This window comes from Pseudomonas sp. GW821-FHT01E10 (genome assembly GCF_059422365.1).
The window spans coordinates 37,036-57,772 of the sequence record NZ_JBWKWT010000013.1 but is presented as its reverse complement, the minus strand read 5'-3'; the positions used below and the strand labels follow the sequence as shown (position 1 = coordinate 57,772).

At 54.5% G+C, this 20,737-nt stretch carries 18 protein-coding genes and 3 pseudogenes; 8 read left to right on the top strand and 13 right to left on the bottom strand.

From position 1 onward, the window contains the following. The first annotated feature begins 104 nt into the window (after positions 1-104). Positions 105-344, top strand: a complete 240-nt coding sequence (locus AC07V0_RS21270; RefSeq protein WP_495019886.1) for a hypothetical protein — start codon at positions 105-107, stop codon at positions 342-344. A gap of 21 nt (positions 345-365) precedes the next feature. Further along, positions 366-887, top strand: a pseudogene (locus AC07V0_RS21265) (site-specific integrase); the annotation flags it as partial. Positions 888-1,079: 192 nt separating this feature from the next. On the opposite strand, the gene AC07V0_RS21260 reads toward AC07V0_RS21265, so the two are convergent. Continuing rightward, the gene (locus AC07V0_RS21260; RefSeq protein WP_495019885.1) at positions 1,080-2,006 is read right to left on the bottom strand and encodes a LysR family transcriptional regulator; all 927 of its coding nucleotides are present in this window, start codon (positions 2,004-2,006) and stop codon (positions 1,080-1,082) included. 176 nt (positions 2,007-2,182) lie between these two features. Between AC07V0_RS21260 and AC07V0_RS21255 the strand changes: the two genes are divergently transcribed. From AC07V0_RS21255 to AC07V0_RS21240, 4 genes and pseudogenes are all read left to right on the top strand, one after another. Further along, entirely contained in the window at positions 2,183-3,022 is an 840-nt protein-coding gene (locus AC07V0_RS21255) for a pirin family protein (protein WP_064616816.1), read from the top strand. Positions 3,023-3,110: 88 nt separating this feature from the next. Then, positions 3,111-4,190, top strand: a complete 1,080-nt coding sequence (locus AC07V0_RS21250; RefSeq protein WP_216744557.1) for an alkene reductase — start codon at positions 3,111-3,113, stop codon at positions 4,188-4,190. A 133-nt stretch (positions 4,191-4,323) separates the two neighbouring features. Beyond that, positions 4,324-5,133: pseudogene (locus AC07V0_RS21245) on the top strand (LysR family transcriptional regulator); the annotation flags it as partial. Between the two features lie 1,202 nt (positions 5,134-6,335). Continuing rightward, positions 6,336-6,466 (top strand): annotated as a pseudogene (locus tag AC07V0_RS21240) (ABC transporter substrate-binding protein); the annotation flags it as partial. Between the two features lie 120 nt (positions 6,467-6,586). Here AC07V0_RS21240 and AC07V0_RS21235 read toward each other — a convergent pair. Then, on the bottom strand, positions 6,587-7,525 hold the full coding sequence (locus tag AC07V0_RS21235) for a LysR family transcriptional regulator (RefSeq protein WP_495019884.1): 939 nt from the start codon (positions 7,523-7,525) through the stop codon (positions 6,587-6,589). 123 nt (positions 7,526-7,648) lie between these two features. Here AC07V0_RS21235 and AC07V0_RS21230 point away from each other — a divergent pair, with 123 nt between their 5' ends. Next, the gene (locus AC07V0_RS21230; RefSeq protein WP_495019883.1) at positions 7,649-8,575 is read left to right on the top strand and encodes an alpha/beta hydrolase; all 927 of its coding nucleotides are present in this window, start codon (positions 7,649-7,651) and stop codon (positions 8,573-8,575) included. 322 nt (positions 8,576-8,897) lie between these two features. On the opposite strand, the gene AC07V0_RS21225 is transcribed toward AC07V0_RS21230, so the two are convergent. The 10 genes from AC07V0_RS21225 to AC07V0_RS21180 all read right to left on the bottom strand — a co-directional run bounded on the left by AC07V0_RS21225 (position 8,898) and on the right by AC07V0_RS21180 (position 19,508). Beyond that, a complete protein-coding gene (locus tag AC07V0_RS21225; RefSeq protein ID WP_495019882.1) occupies positions 8,898-9,803 on the bottom strand; it encodes a LysR family transcriptional regulator in 906 nt (301 codons plus the stop codon). Between the two features lie 91 nt (positions 9,804-9,894). Further along, positions 9,895-10,431, bottom strand: coding sequence for a 2,4'-dihydroxyacetophenone dioxygenase family protein (locus tag AC07V0_RS21220; protein WP_110749246.1), 537 nt, complete (start codon positions 10,429-10,431; stop codon positions 9,895-9,897). 176 nt (positions 10,432-10,607) lie between these two features. Beyond that, entirely contained in the window at positions 10,608-11,627 is a 1,020-nt protein-coding gene (locus AC07V0_RS21215) for a LacI family DNA-binding transcriptional regulator (protein WP_495019881.1), read from the bottom strand. 174 nt (positions 11,628-11,801) lie between these two features. After that, positions 11,802-12,764: a cyclase family protein gene (locus AC07V0_RS21210; protein ID WP_495019880.1), complete on the bottom strand. Its 963-nt coding sequence runs from the start codon at positions 12,762-12,764 to the stop codon at positions 11,802-11,804. 57 nt (positions 12,765-12,821) lie between these two features. After that, complete coding sequence (locus tag AC07V0_RS21205; protein WP_495019879.1) at positions 12,822-13,937, bottom strand: glycerol dehydrogenase; 1,116 nt, start codon at positions 13,935-13,937, stop codon at positions 12,822-12,824. Between the two features lie 97 nt (positions 13,938-14,034). Beyond that, positions 14,035-14,805, bottom strand: a complete 771-nt coding sequence (locus AC07V0_RS21200; protein ID WP_495019878.1) for an SDR family oxidoreductase — start codon at positions 14,803-14,805, stop codon at positions 14,035-14,037. Between the two features lie 54 nt (positions 14,806-14,859). Beyond that, positions 14,860-15,564: an ABC transporter ATP-binding protein gene (locus AC07V0_RS21195; RefSeq protein ID WP_495019877.1), complete on the bottom strand. Its 705-nt coding sequence runs from the start codon at positions 15,562-15,564 to the stop codon at positions 14,860-14,862. After that, entirely contained in the window at positions 15,557-17,338 is a 1,782-nt protein-coding gene (locus tag AC07V0_RS21190; protein ID WP_495019876.1) for a branched-chain amino acid ABC transporter ATP-binding protein/permease, read from the bottom strand. Before AC07V0_RS21190 ends, AC07V0_RS21195 begins: the two co-directional genes overlap by 8 nt. An 11-nt stretch (positions 17,339-17,349) precedes the next feature. Beyond that, positions 17,350-18,225 carry a branched-chain amino acid ABC transporter permease gene (locus AC07V0_RS21185; RefSeq protein ID WP_495019875.1) on the bottom strand — a complete coding sequence of 292 codons (876 nt, stop codon included), beginning with the start codon at positions 18,223-18,225 and terminating at the stop codon, positions 17,350-17,352. A 71-nt stretch (positions 18,226-18,296) separates the two neighbouring features. Next, a complete protein-coding gene (locus AC07V0_RS21180; RefSeq protein ID WP_495019874.1) occupies positions 18,297-19,508 on the bottom strand; it encodes an ABC transporter substrate-binding protein in 1,212 nt (403 codons plus the stop codon). 75 nt (positions 19,509-19,583) lie between these two features. Here AC07V0_RS21180 and AC07V0_RS21175 point away from each other — a divergent pair, with 75 nt between their 5' ends. Then, positions 19,584-19,763 (top strand): hypothetical protein, encoded by a 180-nt coding sequence (locus AC07V0_RS21175; protein WP_495019873.1) that lies wholly within the window; start codon positions 19,584-19,586, stop codon positions 19,761-19,763. Between the two features lie 100 nt (positions 19,764-19,863). On the opposite strand, the gene AC07V0_RS21170 is transcribed toward AC07V0_RS21175, so the two are convergent. Further along, positions 19,864-20,700, bottom strand: a complete 837-nt coding sequence (locus tag AC07V0_RS21170; RefSeq protein WP_495019872.1) for an alpha/beta fold hydrolase — start codon at positions 20,698-20,700, stop codon at positions 19,864-19,866. Between the last annotated feature and the right edge of the window lie 37 nt (positions 20,701-20,737).

The following is a 20,737-nucleotide window of genomic DNA, read 5'->3' as shown; positions in this document are numbered from 1 at the left end:
CGCAGGCGACAAATGACAGGCGCGGGCCGGCAGGCATCGCCGTCGGTGAGCCCTTGGTCTCGGCCAGGGCCAAGCTCGTCAGACAAGGATGGAAGCCGACGCGGATGCATACCACCGAAGGCTATGAATACAGTGGCGTGGAGCGAGAGCTGGCTGCACGCAAGCTCTTCGAGGTCGATACCTGCTCTTTTGATAGCTCGCGTTGCATCTTGTTCTACTCAAAGAACGGCGCTTGCCTGCGCGTCGACACCATTGGGGAGCAATTCAATGACATGACGGTTACGCGATGGGCCGATGAGTGTCCTGACGCGCCTCCAAAACCAAGCAAGCGCGGCGCGGGATAGCAATCGACCATTTTGCGAGGCCTCACCCTGATCATCGCCCAGCGCCACACCGACATTCTCGATATGCGCTTTGATGGCGTTCGGGAGGGATACCTCTATCTGGTGCAGAAGAAGACGGCGAAGCCCAGTGACGCAGTGTGGATTCGCTTTCGAGTGACGCTCGAGTTGCAGGCAGTTATCAGTCGCTGCCGTGATGACACTGCGTCACCGCACCTGATGCACCGGAAGCCCGATCGCCCGAAACAGAAACAGGCGCAGACCAAGGACCACTGGACGAAGGTTGAGGATCGGTATTTGACGCGAGCGCTCAAGGAGGCCAGGGAGGCGGCGAACTGCTACGCGGGATGGAAGAAAGAGGAGATGCCAGGCTTTCACGAAGTGCGAGCGCTGTCACTGCACCTGTACAAGAAAGCCGGAAAGGATGGGCAGAAAATTGCGGAGCATGCGAGCGAAGGCATGACCAAAAACTACCAACGGGACCACGAAAAAATCGTCTGGTCTGAGGCAATTCCAGACCTGAAAATCAGCGAAATCACCGGGTAGTTTTGCGCGTTTTTTGCGCAGGCACAAAAAAGCCGATCCAGCTGATCGGCTTAACTATCTGATTTTACTCATGAAATATGGTCTTGACGGAGTGATTCGAACACTCGACCCGTAAATACAGATGACGTGACTAATGGTGGAGGAAATTACTACCCGTCCCGCTGTGTGAAAGCCATAAGCCCAAATACCGTGTCAAACCTGCTCAGGTAAAACCCTTGCTGGGAATGCTTCCAATTTTAGCTTCTCCATCACCAGTCCTATAAAGGCTGATACCGCCAACGGCAAATGTTGCCGACTGGGATAAAGCACATGCAGGCCGTATCCAGTGCGATGGTAATGCGGTAGCACAGGCACAAGGCGGCCAGCCCGAAGATCGAAATCAACTATCGTGGGCGGCAGCAACGCAATACCCAAGCCAGCCACCGTGGCCTTACGCAATGCCTGAGCCGTGTTTCCATTGAAACGGCTGGTAATCTGCACGTCTTCCTCAACACCGTTCGGCCCATTAAGACGCCACGTGGTGACGCCGCTAGGATGGCCGAAACTCACACAGTCGTGATTGACCAGATCCTCTAGCGTAGCGGGCACACCTCGGTTATTGAGGTACTTGGGGCTGGCGACCAAACCTTCATTGCCTGCTCCAATGAGTTGGCGACCGACGTATCCCGAATCCTGCAAAGTGCCCCCTCGAAACGCAATGTCGATCCGATCAGCGATCAAATCGGCGCGCGCATCACTTAGCACGAAGTCAAGCTGAACCCGTGGATGCAAGGCTAGAAAATCGGCCACCCATTCCATAGGGAAGAAGTCGAAGAAATCAGCCATCGCCGCAATGCGCACGATGCCACTCGGCTCCTGATTTCCCGTCATTAATTGCTGTCCGGCATCGATCAGGCCTTCTACCGCGCCAGAGCAGCGGTCATGAAAAGCCTGACCTGAATGGGTAAGTGTGAGCTTGCGCGTGGAGCGCTGCAGCAGCCGTGTGCCGAGCTGCGCCTCGAGTTGTTGAACGCGCCTGCTTAAGGTGTTGGGCGGCATTCCAAGCTGCCGCGCCGCTTCGGCAAAGCTGCCGTTGCGTACCACTTGTACAAACAAGGCGACGTCATTCAGGTCAATCACTTTATCGCCACCCCTTCGTTAAATGGATTGGTTCAATCCAATTATGCCATCTAATAAAGCAATCCAAAGACGCATATCCTTCAGGCATTGCTGCATTTGACCTCCCAGACAGCCAAAGCGCTGCTCGATGACATTGTCTGGTGGGCCCAGGCGCTCAAACCCCCGAGAGAAAACATATGACCGCCACCGTCGCTGTTCTGCAACGCGCCATTGTCCATCGCACTAAAGGCAGCACCCATGGCCCTATAACGCGGCTTATGAGCCCGGGCGATCTGGGCGAGCTTTTAAAGCCTTTCATTTTCCTTGATATTTTCAGTTTGAACGCCAGTCGCGGTAAGTCCAATTTCGGCATGCACCCGCACTCAGGGATCGCGACGGTTACCTTCATGACCAAAGGCGACGTCGCCTATGAAGACACCACTGGCGCGACGGGTGTGTTGCTTGCCGGTGGTGTTGAGTGGATGCGCGCCGGCAATGGGGTTTGGCACGACGCTACGCTAGCCAACGAGTCCTCAATGCAGGGATTCCAGCTCTGGGTGGCACTACCGCCGTCGCTGGAAAACGCCCCCGCGCTGAGTGTCTATCTTGCGCCCTCCCAAGTTCCGCAATCAGGCCCGGCGCGCGTGCTCCTGGGCCGCTACGGTAATGCGCAGAGCCTGATTGAAGCGCCGAGTGACATGAACTATCTCGCCGTGAATTTGAAAGACGGCGAGCGCTGGCGGTATACCCCGCCGTCCGGACACACCGTGGCCTGGCTCGCGGTTAATGCAGGACGGCTGGACACAGGGGGCCTGATCAATGCCGGCGAACTCGCCGTATTCGAGGAGTCCGAGCAATACATCGATTTCGTGGCTCAAGGCGAATGCTCATTCGTACTGGGCTCAGCAGTGAAGCATCCGCACGAACTGGTGACGGGCTACTACTCGGTACACACGAGCAGGGCAGCTCTGGCACAGGGCGAAACTGAGATACAGCGCATCGGCGAACGCCTGCGGCAGGAGGGACGACTGAGCTAGCCCCTGAGGCGCGCCTTCAGTCGATACGACTCCCCGCTAAACATCCCACCAATCCCGAATTATTAATCCGCACCTACTGAGATACATCATGACCACGAGCAATCTCGACCTGCTGTTGTCCCCTGCACAAATCGGCTCCCTCCCTCTGAAAAACCACATGGTCATGGCGCCTTTGACGCGAAGCCGCGCCGGTGAAGGTGATGCTCCGACGCCCACCGTGGTTGAGTATTACCGGCAACGTGCCGGTGCCGGACTCATCATCACCGAGGGCTCTCAGGTCTCGGCACAAGGCAAAGGGTATATGAGAACGCCGGGCATCTTCACCTCCGAACAAATCGCCGGCTGGAGACAAGTGACCGACGCTGTTCATGCAGAAGGTGGACGGATATTCCTGCAACTCTGGCATGTCGGACGGCTCTCACATCCATTGGTGCAGATCAACAGCGCCCTGCCAGTAGCACCTTCAGCAATCAAGGCTGATGGCGAGATCTATACGCCTGAGGGACTGAAGTCTTACGAATTGCCTCGAGCTCTGGATCTCGATGAGGTTCCTGACGTGATCGCTGATTTTCGCCAAGGTGCTGAAAACGCAAAACGTGCTGGATTCGACGGCGTTGAAATCCATGGTGCAAACGGTTACTTGATCGACCAGTTCCTACGCGATGGCACCAATACCCGAACCGATACCTACGGCGGATCTGTAGAGAATCGCGCTCGATTTCTCAAGGAAGTAGTCGAGTCCGTCATCGAGGTCTTCGGGGCCAGCCGCGTAGGCGTTCGCCTGTCGCCAATCTTCAATTATTTCTCCATGAGCGACAGCGATCCCCAAGCAACTTTCAACTACGCGGCGAAGATGCTCAGTCGCTATGGGTTGGCCTACCTTCACGTGGTTGAACTCGGTGCAGGGCCATTTGATTTCAGAGAACTAAAGCGTCGTTTCGGTGGCACCTACATCGCCAATGGTGGCTATGACGCAGAGCGAGCCGGAACGGCGCTCAGCTTAGGCGATGCTGATCTGGTGTCGTTTGGCACCGCGTTCCTGGCCAACCCGGATTTGGTAGAGCGATTCAAACACAATAGAGCCCTGAACGAAGCCGACCCGACGACGTTCTACCAAGGTGAGGATCGCGGTTACACGGACTATCCGACCATGGCGCAATCCCGATAGGCACTATGAGCAAATTACTGGATTAGACGTCAGTCAGCGTAATGTCTCACGGCGATCGCGAGCCATTCGCTGGCGCTTACTGGGCTGCTTAGTAAAAGCTCCAACTAATCAGCCCTGGACTCGCCGTCCGCTATCCCAGCGCCGTGACGCGGTGCGACGCCTGGAAGCCAGGCTAGGTGTGAGGCTGCTCAATCGCACCACCCGGAGCGTGGCTCCGACTGAAGCTGGCGCAATGCTGATGGAACGCATCGTGCCCGCATTGGGCGAAGTCGAGTCGGCTCTTGATGTGGTGAACAACTTCCGCGACCGCCCCTCAGGCACCCTCAAGCTGAATGTTCCTGCCAGCGCCGCAAGACTTGTGCTGCCGTCGATCATTACCCCCTTCCTGCAAACCTATCCCGACATCAGCCTGGAAGTGACGATCGAGGAGAACTTCGTCGACATGCTTGCGGCAGGTTGTGACGCAGGTATTCGTTACGATGAACGCCTTGAGCAGGACATGATTGCAGTCCCCATCGGCCCACGACTTCAACGCTTCGCGACGGCCGCATCACCGGCTTATCTCGATGCCAGAGGTCGACCAGAGCACCCACGAGTTCTGTTGAAGCACGCATGCCTGCGGGGCAGATTTCCCAGTGGCGCGATGCCGCTCTGGGAGTACGAACGTCATGGCGAAACCGTGAGCGTGGACCCGACTGGGCCGTTGATTGTCAGGGTGGGAGGCGCCGTGGACCTGACTGTTCAGGCTGCGATTGATGGGCTGGGTATCGTCTACCTGTTTGAGGACTGGCTTGAGCCCTATCTGGAAAGTGGGGCACTTGAACCGGTGCTGGAACCATGGTGGCAGAGCTTTACCGGACCATTTCTCTATTACCCTGGTAGACGCTATCTGCCCTCGCCTTTGAGGGCATTTATAGACTTTATCAATGCCCAGCGAACGTAGTTCATCAATAACCATTCGACGAATGTTAAACGCGGAAATGCCTTGAGTCTGAGGTATCACCGGCTCAATGAACGCCGAAACCGCCATAGGCAATGTCACCGACTTAAATAAAGCAGATGCAGGCCTCTATTGGTGCGCTGATAGTGCGACAGAACACCAACCAGCTCCTTGATATCCGCTGAGATTCCAGCCAGAGCCAGTGGTTTTGTGGGGGGAAAACGACTTTAAATAGAAAGGGGTCGCGAGATAAAATCTCGCAACCCCTTAAATTATATGGTCGGGACGGAGTGATTCGAACACTCGACCCCTAGCACCCTATGCTAAGTAAATTTTTAAGTATTTGATTTATAAATGTTTTTTTAATATCGCCTTCACTCAATTCAAGTGATATGAAGCCATCTATGTCACCGCTCAAGCGAAATACTCCAATCTGCTGTCACCGTAGCAACCCTATCCAACCGCAATATGGCGGTACCACTGGAAATCACCTACTTCCACCCTGGTCGTGTGTAGAAAATCAACATTCGCGATCGCTCCTCCAGCACTCGTCACTGGGGTAGTTTTGGGGGTACATCCTGTTCTTTCGCTGTTGGCGCCGATGCCGAATTGAGCCAGTTGCCGAGATGTCACTGACACTGCCTGCTTCTCGCGAACCATTGGCTCTGCTGAATTTGTGCAGATTTGGAGATGGGTCAGTCTTGCATCAGCATCTGGCTCAATTCGGCATCGGCGCCAACAGTAGGCCGTAGCGCAGTACGAAATCGTCGCTACGCAGTCATTTTGACTCATCCGCGTCGCAATGCGATCGAGGCGCCCAAGCTGGAGTTTGCAACGCCCCTAAAGCAACTTCGTGTTCAATGGCGCTGTTCTCCTGCCTTACGCCAAAAACTGTCGCTACCGCGTCTTGTGTCGCGAACTATCCCCATACAGAGCTGTCACCAGAAGTGGATCCCAATTGATATTGGGAATCTGGCTCGCTCGACAGAGGCGCAGAGCTAGTAGCCCAGCCAGCGATTCTAGGATGAATTCAGCAGGAGGCTGTTTACCATGGTCTCGATCAGAAGCACTTACCACCCTATCGATGCCGCGATCCTCTGGTGTGACCTCGCCGACCACCAGGGCGAAATTTTGCAGATAGATCTCTCACCCCCCGGTAGTTTGCTCAAGCATTTCCCGCAGTGGCCCTTTCTCCACGCCTACGCCGAACGTATCAGGTACAGCCGGTGAAACGCGATGAGTTGGGTGAACAACAGAAAATCGCCGATGCATTTTTTGCCGCCGCTTGTTGCCCAACGCGGTGGATGCATTGGATGTCGGGATCTGGCGGCCCTGAGGTATGGATGATAACGATACTTTGCATTCAAAGAGAGCCCGGCCAGATGCCGGGCTATTTAGCAATGGATGCCGGCTCAAGTGGACATAGCGACCGCCCTCCTTTGGCAAAGCCCTTCCATCAGGCAGGACGGACATAGTCAGCCGAACGCTGCTCCCATGGCGGACAAGGTGACCATGCCTCTACAAGCTTATCGATGAAGAGGCGTATCTTGGGAGACAGGTGTCGCTTGCTCGGGTAAATCACCCGGATAGGCTCTGCTGCCTCGGCAAACTCTGCAAGCAGTCGAACGAGCTTACCGCTACGTAGCTCATCGTTAACCACGTAGGACGGAAGCGTCGCAATTCCCAAGCCTGCGATAGTTGATTGATGTAACGCTTCAGCGCTATCCATCTGCAGTCGCCCAGCATGAGTGACGGAAACAGGCTGACCTTTCACACGGAAATTCCAGGGAAGCAATCTCCCCCCGCTCACGAAATGCAGACACTCGTGTGCGGACAAATCTTCAGGCGTTTGAGGCTTTGGATGCTCAGCCAGATACTTGGGCGAAGCACAGGTGATCATTTGCTGATAAGCCACAGTGCGCGTGAGTAATCGAGAGTCCTCCTTGGGAGGGCCAATGCGCATGGCTAAGTCGAACCCCTCATCGATCAGGTCTACCAGCCTGTCAGAGAACATGACGTCGATGCTGAGCGAGGGCCAATCTTTCAAACAGCATTCGATGTGATGAAGAACGTGAAGCCTGCCCAACGCAACTGGCAGGCTCATCCGCAATCTCCCACTAGGTGTCGAACGACGAAACGCGAGCGCGTCCTCTACATCGTCGAGATCCTGTAAGACTCCAACACATCGCTCATACAGAACCCGTCCGTCATCCGTCATGCTCAGGCTGCGGGTTGTGCGGTTGAGTAAACGCACCTGCAATCGCGCCTCTAGCCTGACAACCGACTTACCCACTGCCGAACGGGTAAGGCCGAGTTGCTTGGCCGCCGCAGTGAAGCTTCCAGTATTGACCGAGCTCACGAAAGCGGCGATGTCGTTCAGGTTATAAATTTCCATACGACCTCAGCTTCTCACAACGGTGGGGCGCCTTTGCACCCGTTATAGGGATCCAAATTCCCTAATAATAAGAATAGCATCTCAATTAGCCACTCCAATACCCACCGATCTATTGAGGTCAATATGAATACTAAAGTACAAGCAGCCGTTCAAACCTGGGCCAACAGCCTGAGCGATTTGGTACCTGTTCTTAAGGGAATCGATACCACCACGAAAATGAGCGATATCCGCGATTCCTATGCAAAAATGCTTGCGGAGAATCCGGCGCCTGCTGGGGTCAAGTTTGAAGGCGTGGACATGGGCGGCGTCCCGGGCACGCTGGTAACTCCGGATGAGATCAAGACCGACGCAGTGTTGATGTACATCCATGGTGGGGCGTACATAGTTGGTCGTCCTGACGGCTACCATGGCATTAGCGGCAACTACGCAAAAATGCTTGGAGCCCGAGTGTATATGCCTGACTACCGCCTTGCTCCAGAGCATAAGTTTCCGGCATCCATCGACGACACTTTGCGTGCATATGAGTGGTTGCTTGAACAAAAAATCCCAGCTAACAAGATTGCATTTTCAGGCGAGTCAGCTGGCGGCGCGATGGTTGTAAGCGTAATGGTGGCGGCAAAATCCAAAGGGCATCCATTGCCTGCGGTCGGTTCCTCAATCTCGCCTTGGGCAAACCTTGAACACACAGGCGCCTCCATGAGCAACCGTGAAGGCCTCGATCCGCTGAACTCCAAGCCTGTTCTGGATATTCTTGCCAGAGCATTCCTGGGCGACGCGCTGGCCAACCACCCTTTGGCTTCTCCTGTTTTTGCGGACGTCACTGGACTCCCACCCATTCTGGTACAGATTGGCGAGAACGAGCTGATGCTAAGTGACGCCATGCGCCTTGCAAGCCACTTGGCGGACAACCGTGCGCGAGTCAATCTGGAAGTGTGGCCTGCAATGTTCCACGCCTGGCACTTCTACTCCAGCATGCTGCCAGAAGGTCAGCAGGCGATGGAGAGCTCAGTACGCTTCATTGAGGCTGGTCTGGCTGACGCCAACCGCTAAGTCGAAAGTCAGAGCGCGACAGCTTTCCCGGTTGTCGCGCTTCTGCGCTTCTGTCACATAGGGCCGCCATCACTCGACACATGGCTAAGAGACGATGATCGCCGCCGGAGGGTCCCTCGCACATCAAACCCACCGGAACACCGGTAAGGTTCGCGTTGCCATGTTTACGCTACGAAAAGGTACGCGCCTTTGTCGAGCTATTGGAAGTTAGAGGGCAACAACGTCTGTGTAATGCTAAATAACGTTTGGCCGATTAATCACGCGGTACTCCGCAATGCTAACACTTCCACTAACACCATCACGTTCTACTCTGGTTCGACTTTCAATTCACCTTCCAGGGATTCTGACGCCACTTGTTCTGGAAGAACTCGATAAATACCCGAATACGCGGACTCAGGTGTTTTCGATCTGAATACAACAAATAGATAGGTTCAATAACCCCTGACTTGAACTCCTCCAGCAGCGGCACCAGCGTTCCGGCTTTTACATCGAGTCCAATGTGGAAATCGGCAAGCTTTACGACCCCGGCCCCCGACAAAGCCATGTCTCGCAGTAGATCACCTTGAGTAAAAGACGCACTGGCTGTAACGGGGACCGAGACCCCCTCACCGTCTTGAAGAAACGACCACTTGTTCCAAGGGCTCACAAAGCTAAAGTTAAAGCATCGATGGTCCAACAGATCTGCAGGTTTCGTCGGAATACCATGCTCGGACAAGTACTGCGGCGACGCACAGATAAGCCATTCACACTCACCTATTCGCCTGGCTATGCGTGAAGAGCTGGGCAGCACTCCACTGTGGATTGCGATATCGAGCCCCTGTTCGAAATGATCAACGAATTGCGCACCCAGCTGAATTTCAACATCCAGTGATGGATACAAATCCAGAAACTCAGGAAGCCAAGGCACTATTTGGTGCTTGGCAAAAGAGGTCATGGTGTGAATACGAAGGGTTCCACTGACTCTCGATGGTAAAGCTTCTGCCAGGGAGTCAGCCTCGTTCATGGCCTCAACGACTGCCTTGGCACTACGCAGGTAAGCGGCTCCTTCCTCCGTCAGCGTAAGGATGCGTGACCCTCTTTGGAAAAGCCGAACTTGCAGTCGGTCCTCCAATCGAGTGATCAATTTACTGACTGCCGATGGCGTGATGTTATGAGCGCGAGCAGCCGCCGAAAAGCTTCCACACTCGGTAGACCAGATAAAGGCGAGTAGCTGTGAGTAATTGTCCATGCCCTATCCTAACGTAGATTGTTCAGACTGATGCTCCCTGAGCGGCCATAAGAAAAAACGCGCCGAAGCGCGTTTTTTCTTATGGCCCGAGTTACCGGATGAACTGCTCAATGTAGTCGTCGGGCAAACCCAGCGTTTTATAGTGAGCGCGGGCGGATTCGAGCTTGGTAAAAACGTCTTCATAGCCCACTGCTACACCCTGAGGATCGACGTAAGTGTAGCCACCTTGAACGTGAAACCAGGTGATCATTTCTTCGACATCTTCAGGCACGAACAGAGTGTGGGTTTCACCTGGCGGCTCATACGCAAAAGAACCCTCTTCGGCTACCCAATCGTGTTCGAGGTAATACCAGCGCCCCTTAAGAACGATCGCATGCACGCCACCAGTGTGCCGGTGACGAGAAAGCACGCCGGCCTGACGTACACGCAGAAGGTTGATGTAGTACCCGCCACTGGTGTTGAGCAGAAGAGGCTTGAATGAAACAGATTTGGTGACCGGAACCCACAACTCGTCATCTTCCAGCCATTGGGTCATTACACCCGGGTGAACCATGTCTGGCGTCATGTAGGGAACTTGGGGCAACTGATACGGAATCGCGAGTTCATCAGGTTTGACAGGAGTATTCATTACTGGACCTCTCAGTTTTTATTAACGAATTCACAGCACGATGATTGCGCTCTGATTTCCGCTGACTGAAAGGTTATGGCAGTGACCCCTCGATGAAAATAGCTACAATTTCAAACCACCTGTGACGCACAGTCATAGCCGGCGCGAGTCTTCCGTCGGGCATTTAGCCGGCGGAATCAGAGCTTCACAGGGGCGGTGCTTTGCCTTACTACAAGGTCAATTTGAACACGCTCACGCCTGGCAACCGGGCGGCCTTCGATCATCGCAATAATGTTATTAGCGCTACTAATGCCAATGTCGGTTGAGGGCACACAAACAGTCGTGAGCGCTGGTACTGAGACCGCCGCGAAGTCGATGTCATCAAAACCGGTAATGGACAACTCAGTGGGCACATGAATGCCTTGTAAACGTGCTTCTGCTATTGCCCCCATGCAGGTTACGTCCGTACTACAGACAATTGCAGTTGGCCTTGGCGTCAGCTCCATCGCTATTCTGAGCCCCGCCCGGCCGCCTTCCAGCGTAAAGGGTTGTTGAATGATCTGAGTGGACGCCAGCTCAATCCCCGCCTCCTTCAATGTATCTGCAACCCCCTTGAGCCGGTATTTAGCCCGCTCGTTGTAGGCCACAACTCCACTGATCATTGCAATATTCTTGTGACCTAGATCCACAAGATGTTTAGCCACCATGCGTCCCCCTTCTTCGTTGCTGAAACCAACGCAATGGTGAGGGTGAGAACCGTCCAATGACCACATCAGGATGAAGGGGCAATGCGAGGCATCAAGCGCGTCATACACTGCTGGACTGTGTTCCGTCCCCACTAGCAACAACCCCTCAACCCCCCGCTCAATCATGTTGCGCACATTGATCAGCTCGCGCTCCTGATCATACTCATGGGACGAAATGATCAGGTGGTAACCCAACTCATTCAGACGCTGCTGGAGGGCCTGAACCGCTTCGGCGAATACGGGGTTGTTGAACGTCGGAAAGATCGCACCGATGCTGTGGGTTCGGCGCGAAGCGAGCGCCCTCGCTGCTCCATCTCGGACATAGCCAAGCTTGAGGACCGCCGCCGCAACTTTTTCGAGTGTCGCAGGTTTTACCAAGTGGGGAGTTGAGAGCGCCCGGGATGCACTGCCGATGGCTACACCCGCCAATTCGGCAACGTCTTTAAGTTTGGGCTTTTCAGTTTTTTTCATTAGAAAGTCAGCATTCCTGAAACGGCGCGGTGACTGACGATCGCCGCCAATCAGCGTCCAAGCATCGGTTTTTCGAGGCAGGAGCGATCATCATGCTAACAATTTTTTAAATCGGAAGGGATGATTCGAGCGCACAAAAAAGAGGGGATCCGAAGACCCCCTAAAGCGTCGATTCTATTTGATAACGATCGGGTTGACCGGCGCCCCGGTGCCGCCAACCACCTTCAAAGGCGCTGCGGTATAAAGGAACGTCCATTGTTTGTCCTCGGCACAATCCGCCGCCAGAGGATCCAGTTGCGCGATTTCGGTCAACGTGACGCCTAGGTTACGCATCAGGGCATTGTGAAGAGGCAATGCCACACCCGAGACGGGATCAACTGTCACTTCGTTGGCAATGGTGTCGGTGACGAGGTTGGGAATTTCCATCTCGTGAAACCAACTGACCAACTCCGGGCTGTAAGTGAGACCCGGCTCGATGAAATCTTTATAAAACTCTTCTGGGTCGCGGTAGTAAAACGAGCCAATCCAGCCGGTTCTGATGATCAGGATGTCACGCTTCTGAATCGTCACACCTTGCGCTTGCGCGGCGTTCATCAAGTCCAAGTGATTGAACGTCTCTCCTGGGTCAAGAACGTCCTTGCCGCGATACCGCGCGATGTCGATCAGAATGCCTCGCCCGACCACACCTCGCTCGCCGATCGGTGCGACGCTGGCCTTGGCCAATGAACCGATGGTGGTATCGGCGTCATAACCGTTCCAGATTTGATCGTCATACCAGACGTGACCCAGCGCATCGTATTGGGTCGACCCTTGCAAATGGAAAAACATCACGTCATCGGCATACTCATAAGAGCCCGGAAAGTGCGGGCCTTTGCCGCAGTTGTAATGGCCCCGGTCCATAATATTCATTCGCTTGGCCTGCGAGCGCCCAGGCCAGATCGGGTCGCCGTTGGGATCGGCCATTCGGACCTGCAAGGTGAAGGTCTTGCCTTGCTTGACCTCGGCAATGCCCTTGAGTACTTCAACGCCAGTCAAATAGTTGAGAGCGCCTACCTCGTCGTCCGGGCCCCATTTGCCCCAGTTTTTAGGCGAGTCTTTTAGCAGTTCGTGAATATGAGGCACAGTTTTTTCGTTCACTTTTACGATCTCACTTTTGTATTTATAAGACAGCTCGGGCCGTTGATTGAAGCCGGATCACAAGGAAGATGACTTGGTATTTGTCAGGCGTGCGCCGATGTTGTCAGCCGCTGCTAAACCATTAACAAGGCGCGCGTAGTTCAAGGGTGGATTCATATTTTTGGCATAGGCAGCCGATAAGGTGGCTTCAACCATTGTGTTGATTTGCGTCGTGGTGAACGGCGTGTTCTGGCCCAGTTGAGCGAAGGTGACGGGCAACTTCACGTCATGCAGCAAACGAGCAACCTTCTCGATCTCGTCGACAGGACGCTCCTCCACCGCCATTTGTACCAGGGTACCGAAGGCAACCAGCTCACCGTGAAGCATTGAGGCCATGGTCGGAATGGCCGTCAATCCGCGTACCAGCGCATGGGACAACGACAACCCGCCGCTTTCGAAACCCACACCACTGATCAACACGGTGCCCTCGACTACCCGCTCGACATCGTCATTGACCTCGTTACGACAAACCGCCTGATAAGCCGACACGCCGTACTGCATCAGCGTGTCGAACACCAGATCGGTCAGCATCAACGCGGTGTGCAGCGCGGGGGTTCCAAAAGAGTTATTGCCACCAGCGGAATGGCATTGATGGGCTTCAAATTTTTTACTGATGGCATCACCAATGCCCGCAGCAAAGAAACGTGCAGGTGCCTGAGCGATGACATGGGTATCAACAATGACGGCTGAGGGGTTCATCTCCAGGTACTCCACTCCCACAACTTTGTGGTCATCATCGTAGAGCACGATCAGCCGACTGGTCGGCGCGTCACTCGACGCAATAGTCGGGCAGACAATGATCGGAACGTTGAGATTTACCGCCAGCCCCTTGGCCGTATCAATCGTCTTACCTCCTCCCAGCGCGATGATGGTGTCAGGCGAATGTAACAAGGCTTGCTCAGACAACCAGGCAATGGCTGCATGAGTGCATTCACCCGGAAATTCGATGTGCAAGGGCTCGAAACCATGCGCTAGCAAAGCATTGCCAACCTCCGGCCATAAATGCCTGGCGACGAACTCATCGCACAAAACCAACGGACGAGACCGTCCCATATCAGTCAGTACTCTGCCCAACTGCCTCAAAGCTCCAGGGCCTTGCTCGTACCGCCCGGGGAAACCCATAGCTTTGACCATGGCTGATGCCCTCCAAAAAAGTGATTACTGTTTAGAATCGGGTTGTCAATTTCTGTTGAACGACCCGATCAAACTCATTCTTTTTTACCTTCGGTCGTTACCGCATCAACCATCCGCCCGCCACATCGACGACTTGGCCAGTAATAAAATCGCTTTCGCTCGATGTGAGGAAGCACGCCGCCCTAGCCACCTCAAGCGGTGTTCCCAGCCGACGTAGTGGTGTCTCGTCGACAACCGCCTGGTTGGCCTGCGCCGAAACGGTTTTGAGCAATGGGGTTTCGATTCGCCCTGGCGCTAATGCATTTGCCGTTATCCCAAACGGCCCCAACTCACCGGCCAAATGACGGGTAAAACCAACGATGGCTGCTTTGGTGGCGCTATAGTGAGCCGCCACTATCGGCAAAAACGCACTGCCCGCCACTGAAGACATGTTGACGATGCGGCCAAAACCGCGCTCCACCATCCCAGGCGTCAAAACCCGGACCAGGTTGAATGAGCCATTGAGGTTGATGTTGACAACCCGTTGCCATTCCTCGGGGCTCATTGTCCAGATCGGCGCAGGAGCGCCATCGTGCTTTGGCGATATACCTGCGTTATTGATCAAGGTATCGATAGGGCCCAACTCCTGACCCAAACGGTCACAGGCGCCAGCGCACTCTTGATAATCAGCCACATCGGCTTTGGCCCAACCGACTGTAAACCCTGCCTCACGCAGCAGTTCAGCCTGCTGTTGAACCTTCACTTTATCGGCATCGACTAGGGCGACTGCAGCACCTTCCAGGCAATAAAGTTCTGCAATAGCAGCGCCAATACCACCACCGGCTCCAGTGACCAAAACAACACGTCCGGAGTGTCTAGAATTTGTCATAGCGTGTTCTCATCTTTGTTACGGAGTAATAGCGCACAGCACAGGTCGACTCGATCAGAGCCCCAGGTAGGCACGTTTGACATGAGGGTTATCGAGGAGCTCCTGGCCCGTGCCGCTCAGCACTACCTCGCCGTTTTCAAGTACGTAGCCTCGATGCGCGATACGCAGGGTATGGACGATGTTTTGCTCGACGATCAGCACGGTTGTCCCCAGCTCCAGGATCTTGTTGATGATCTCGAAAACCTGTGAGACCAGCAGCGGCGACAAGCCCAACGACGGCTCGTCGAACATCAATAGCTTGGGCTCGGCCATCAGGCCGCGAGCGATGGCGACCATCTGTTGCTCACCGCCCGAAAGCGTTCCAGCGTTCTGATCCAGGCGCTCACGAACCCGTGGAAAGAGATCCAGAACATCGTCGAGACGTTTTTTGTAACCCGCACGAGCACTACGTTTGTAGGCCCCCATCAACAGGTTGTCGCGCACGCTAATGAACGGAAACAACTGACGCCCTTCCGGTATCAACGTCAGGCCGGCATCGACAATCTGATCCGGACGATTCCCGTCAATGCGCTGCCCTTCGAATTCGATCGTGCCTTGGGAGGGGGTAACGATGCCGCACAGACTGCGCAAAGTCGTGGTTTTACCCGCACCGTTGGCTCCGACGATGGTCACCACTTCGCCAGCATTGACCTCGAAAGAAACACCACGAAGAATTTCAGTACCGCCATATCCGCAATGGATATTGTCGAGCTTAAGCATGGCTGTACTCCTTGCCGAGATAGGCTTCGATCACCTGTGGATCGCTGATGACATCCTTCGGCTCACCTTGCATGATCAAAGTCCCGGAGCCGATTACGATGATGCGGTCCGACAGACTCATGGTCGCTTGCATCAGGTGTTCGATCATCAAGACGCTGACGCCGGAGTCGCGGACTCTGCGAATAACGGCGATCGCCTTGGCCACGTCCGTAGGGTTGAGTCCGGCCATCACTTCGTCCAGCAACAAGATCCTCGGACGAGTCGCCAGGGCACGGGCCATTTCAAGCCGCTTCATACCGCCGACGGTGAGGTTGCGTGCCCGAGTATCCAGCAGGTTGGTGAGCTCGGTCAGTTCAGCGACTTGCTCCGCGATTGCCCTCGCCGCCTTCGCATCAGCCGTGTGCATGAATGCACCGAGCATGATGTTTTCGCAAACACTCAAATCAGCGAACGGTTGAACGATCTGGAAGGTGCGCCCGATGCCGGCCTTGGCGAACTCGGCCGGGCTGTTCGGGGTGACCCAATCTCCACTGCGCAGGCGAACTTTGACCTGCCCCTTGGAGGGCAGAAGGAATCCAGAAAGCTGATTGAAGACCGTGGTTTTACCCGCGCCGTTCGGGCCGATTACACCGACGATTTCGCCTTCGGCCAAGCTCAGCGACACGTCGTTGGTCGCATGCAGCCCGCCAAAGAATTTGTGCAGATTTTCAGCAACCAGAATGGGTTCGCCGCTCATTACCAATTGCGGTTCAGGCGCCGGGGATTCAACTGCCCTGTCAGCGTTAGCATGTGGCTGGCGTCCACCGGGCAGCGCGTCGATCCAGCCGAACACGCGCGCGCCAAATCGCCCCACCACACCCTGTGGAATCGTCAGCACGACCACAACCAGTACAATGCCGTAGACCAGGCCGTGAACTCCGCTGCCCATGTCGCCAAGCCAGCCGCGCGCAAGCTCCGCCAATGGCAACACCAACAACGTCCCGATCAAGGGCCCCGAAACAGTGCCCAGGCCGCCGATCAGCGCGAACATGGCTATCTGAATCGACATCTCCAGCGAGAACATAGAACCCGGCTCGATGAAGGTCAGGTACATCGCATGGAAACTGCCCACCAGGCTGGTGAGGAGTGCCGATAAGACGACCGCAATCAATTTGACTTTGACCGAGTTCACACCCACCGCATGCGCCGCGTCTTCACGCTCGCGAACTGCAATCAGGTAATAACCCAAGCGTGAGTTCTTGATCTTCCAGGACACCACCAAAGTGATGATGAGAAAACCAAAAGCAATCAGTAGATAAGGCCAGCGCGGGCGAAACAACATCCATTCGACGCCCAGCTTAAGCGGTACGCCCAAGCCAGCGGCACCACCCGTCACGTCATGTTGATTAATGGCCATCAGCCGCACGACTTCCAGTACCGCAATCGTCGCCAAGGCAAAAAACGGCCCGCGCAATCTGAAGCAAGGCCAACTGATCAACACCGCCACAATGGACGACAATATCGCGCCAACGAACATCCCGATCCACGGACTGATGCCGAGGTTGATCATCAGCAATGTGGTGGTATAAGCCCCCACACCGTAAAACACCGCATGGCCGAGGGAGAGTTGACCAGCAAAACCTCCGACAATATTCCAAGCGCTGGCGAGCGCTGCATAACTGCAAATCAGGATGAACAAGTGATAAATGAAGGGGGAACCAGCCGTTAGGGGAATGGCCAGCAGCAGAGCCAAGACCAGTACGCTGACATAAACACGCGGATGCAGAATATTCATGACCATTCTCCTTATTCAGACCCGCGACCGGCGCCAAACAGGCCTGTCGGACGGAACACCAAAATGCCCAGGAAGATCGAGAAATAAACAACTTCCTTCAGGTCTGGAGCGATGTAGTAACCCGCAAGGCTGTCGACGATTCCGATCAGCATTGCGCCTACCAAAGCCCCCGAAAGACTTCCAAGACCGCCGAGCACAACGATCACAAATGCAGTCAGGACAAAGAACGTCCCTACCGTAGGAAAAACCGGGTACTGAGGTGCGATAAGGCCAGATGCGACGCCCAGGCAGGCGCAGCCCAAACCGAATGCGAATATGTAGATTTTCTTTACGTTGACGCCCATCAACTGCGCCGCATTGCGGTGTTGTGCAGTGGCCCGAACGGCTCGACCCAGGAAGGTGTTTTGCAAAAACCAGTGCAACCCCGCGACCAGAGCGAGTGACATCGCGAAGGTGATCAACTGACCACTGCTCACGCGAAATGCGCCCATGCTGACAGTACTGGTGCCAAAGCTTATGTTCTGCACGGTCATGACGTCGGCGCCGAAGATCAACAGCGCGCCGTTCATGAATGCAATTGAGACACCCACAGTCGCAAAAATCTGGATGTGCCCTTCGGCGCTGAGCAATGGCTGAATGATGAACCGCTGCATCGCGGCACCAGCGGCAAACAAAATGATTGTTGTAGGAATGATCGCCACATAAGGATGAATGCCAAAGTGAGCGTTCATCAAATACACCGCGTACAGACCAATCATCAGAAACTCGCCGTGGGCGAAATTGACCACCCGGACGATGCCGAAAATAAGGGTCAGGCCAATGCTGATAATGGCCAACGTGCCACCGAGCAATAAGCCGTTCAGAAGCAGCTGGATGAAAATTTCCATGGTTTGCGCCCTCTTTTCGAGCGAGCGAATCCGTGAAGCTCAATGATCAAGCTTCAACAGGATTACAGGCTTCAGGGTTGATCGGAAAAGCGAGCTTTGGTCACGGCGGCTGCGTCGGGGTAAACGGTTTTCAGTACCCCGTCCTGCCACTGCATGATTGCCGTATTGGCGCGTTGGTTTTGGCCATTCTCAGCGAACTTGGCTCCGATACCTGCGGCCGTACCGCCAACAGGAATATCCACACTCGCGACCGATGCACGGATCGCATCGGCGTCCAGGGACGCACTTTTTTCCATGGCATCAAGAAAGACTTTCGCACCGACATAGTTGATCAGGCTATGCCCTGATCGCGGCTCACTGCCAAAGCGATCTTTGTAGGCTTTGGCGAACGCGCTGATGCCCGGAGCTCCATTTTCATTGGTTTGAAACTGAGGAAAATCCACGTCCAGAACACTTTCCATGTTTTCAGCGCCGACGACCTTTACGGTGTCCTGCATGGAATATCCGCCACCCGCACCGACTACGGCTTTAGGTTTGAAACCGGCTTCACGGATCTGACGGAAAAACAGTGTCGTATCGTTCTGATAACTGGTCTGCAGTACCACGTCCGCTTGTGCACCTTTCAAGCGAAGAATCAGCGACGAGAGGTCCACGGCTTTGGCAGAATATGGAAGCACCTCGACCACGTTCAGCCCTTGCTCTTGCGCCAGCTGCTTCTGGAACCCAGCGATGGTCGTACCGTACAGGGCATCCTCATGGATGATGGCAATCTTGAGTTGCTTGGGATCGACCTTCAGCGAGGGGCCCACAATGTGCGTAATCGCCGTGATCGTCCCTTCAGCGAAATTTCTGGCGGTTGGGTTGCTACGCATGACGTATTTGAGGTCTCGCTCGGTGATGTTGTCGGAGACCGCACCGAGCTCGAAATACGGCACCCCGGCCATTTCCGTAACCTGCGTGGCAGCAAATGACAGGGCTGAGGAATAGCTGCCGAACACGGCGGTCACATTTTCAACAGACGTCAGTTTGCGGGCGGCACCTACAGCCTGGCCTGCGTCAACCGCATCGGCTTTGAGCAGTTTGATCTGCTCACCTTTCAAGCCTCCGGCAGCGTTACGCTCCGCGACCGCTATTTCGAGGCCACGATAGCTCTCATCACCGAGCAGAGCCAAAGAACCGCTAAGGGGATAAAGGGCACCCATTTTGATGTCCGCGTATACGGCAATCGGGGTCGTCAGGGAAAGCACAACGCAGGCGGTTTTAACCCAGTTTTTTGTACTCATTGTTGTTATCTCCTGGTTTGGCGCCAGCGCATTTGGGCACCATTTGAAACGCTTCATATCTTTTAAACGACACTCATGAAAGCCATCGTGCACATGGATATGAAAGGTTCTGTTTTAAATTTGTTATTAACCAAGCTCATTTATGAAGCGCTTCATATTTATTGCAAAAAAATGAACAGTGCCAACTACTCAGTTAGGATTGCCGATCTGAAAACGCTTCAAATTTTCGTGACCCACGGGCATGAAAAAACCTGAAACGCCCGCGAAATGCAGACGCTCCAAATAAGGCTGATAAAGACAGTAGGTGCTCGTGAAAGCGTCCGAACTTAAACGCTGCGAACGAAAAATGAAGTCCTCATACGCGTGGGTTTGAGTAGAACTCGATGATCGCAGGAAGTACCTGCTCGGGCGCTTCCAAGGTCGGGCTATGCCCAATCTTGCTGAGCCGGATCAATTTCGAGTTTGGCAATTCTCGCTTCATCTCATCGGACCATGCCGGAGGTCGCGGCATGTCCTCCTCACCGTTGATGATCAACACCGGAATATTGATCGATGACAACAGAGCGACACAGCTTTCACGATGCATAACCCCTTTCATCGCAGGGCGCAGCGTTTTTGGCAAAGCTTCAATGCGATCACGCCAGTACGCCAACAGCGCCTGCTTTTCAGGGTTATTGCGCGTGGTCTTGCCGAACATTACTTCCATGGTCATATCGAGAATTTCGCCCGTGAATCCTTGCTCACCCGCATCGACAACCCATTGCGCGAACCGCGCTCCTTGCTCCGGTGGCTCACCGCAGGCTGATGACCCAGCCACCACTAGGGAACGAAACAGATCCTGTCGTTTGGCGATTAGCCGGAAGGCTACATCGCCGCCCATCGACTGAGCCATGACATTGATTGCCTTGAGTTGCATCACTTCAATCAACGCGGCCATGTCGTCAGCACACTGATCCATGGTGATGATGTCGACATCATCCAGTGCGCTTTTGCCCTGCCCCCGGAAATCTGGCCGTATGACCCGAAACCGTCCGGCTGCAGCCTGCACCAGGCCGTCAAACATAGTCCCGTCGAGAAAGCAGGAGTGAAGACAAAGAACGACTGGAAGATGGGTCTCACCTGTATCTTCGACCCAAAGCGTCGTGCCATTGACCTGAATATTTTTACCTTGCGAATTGGCGTCCGGCAGCATGTTGATTCTCCTCAAAGAAAAGCCTTACTAATGAGCG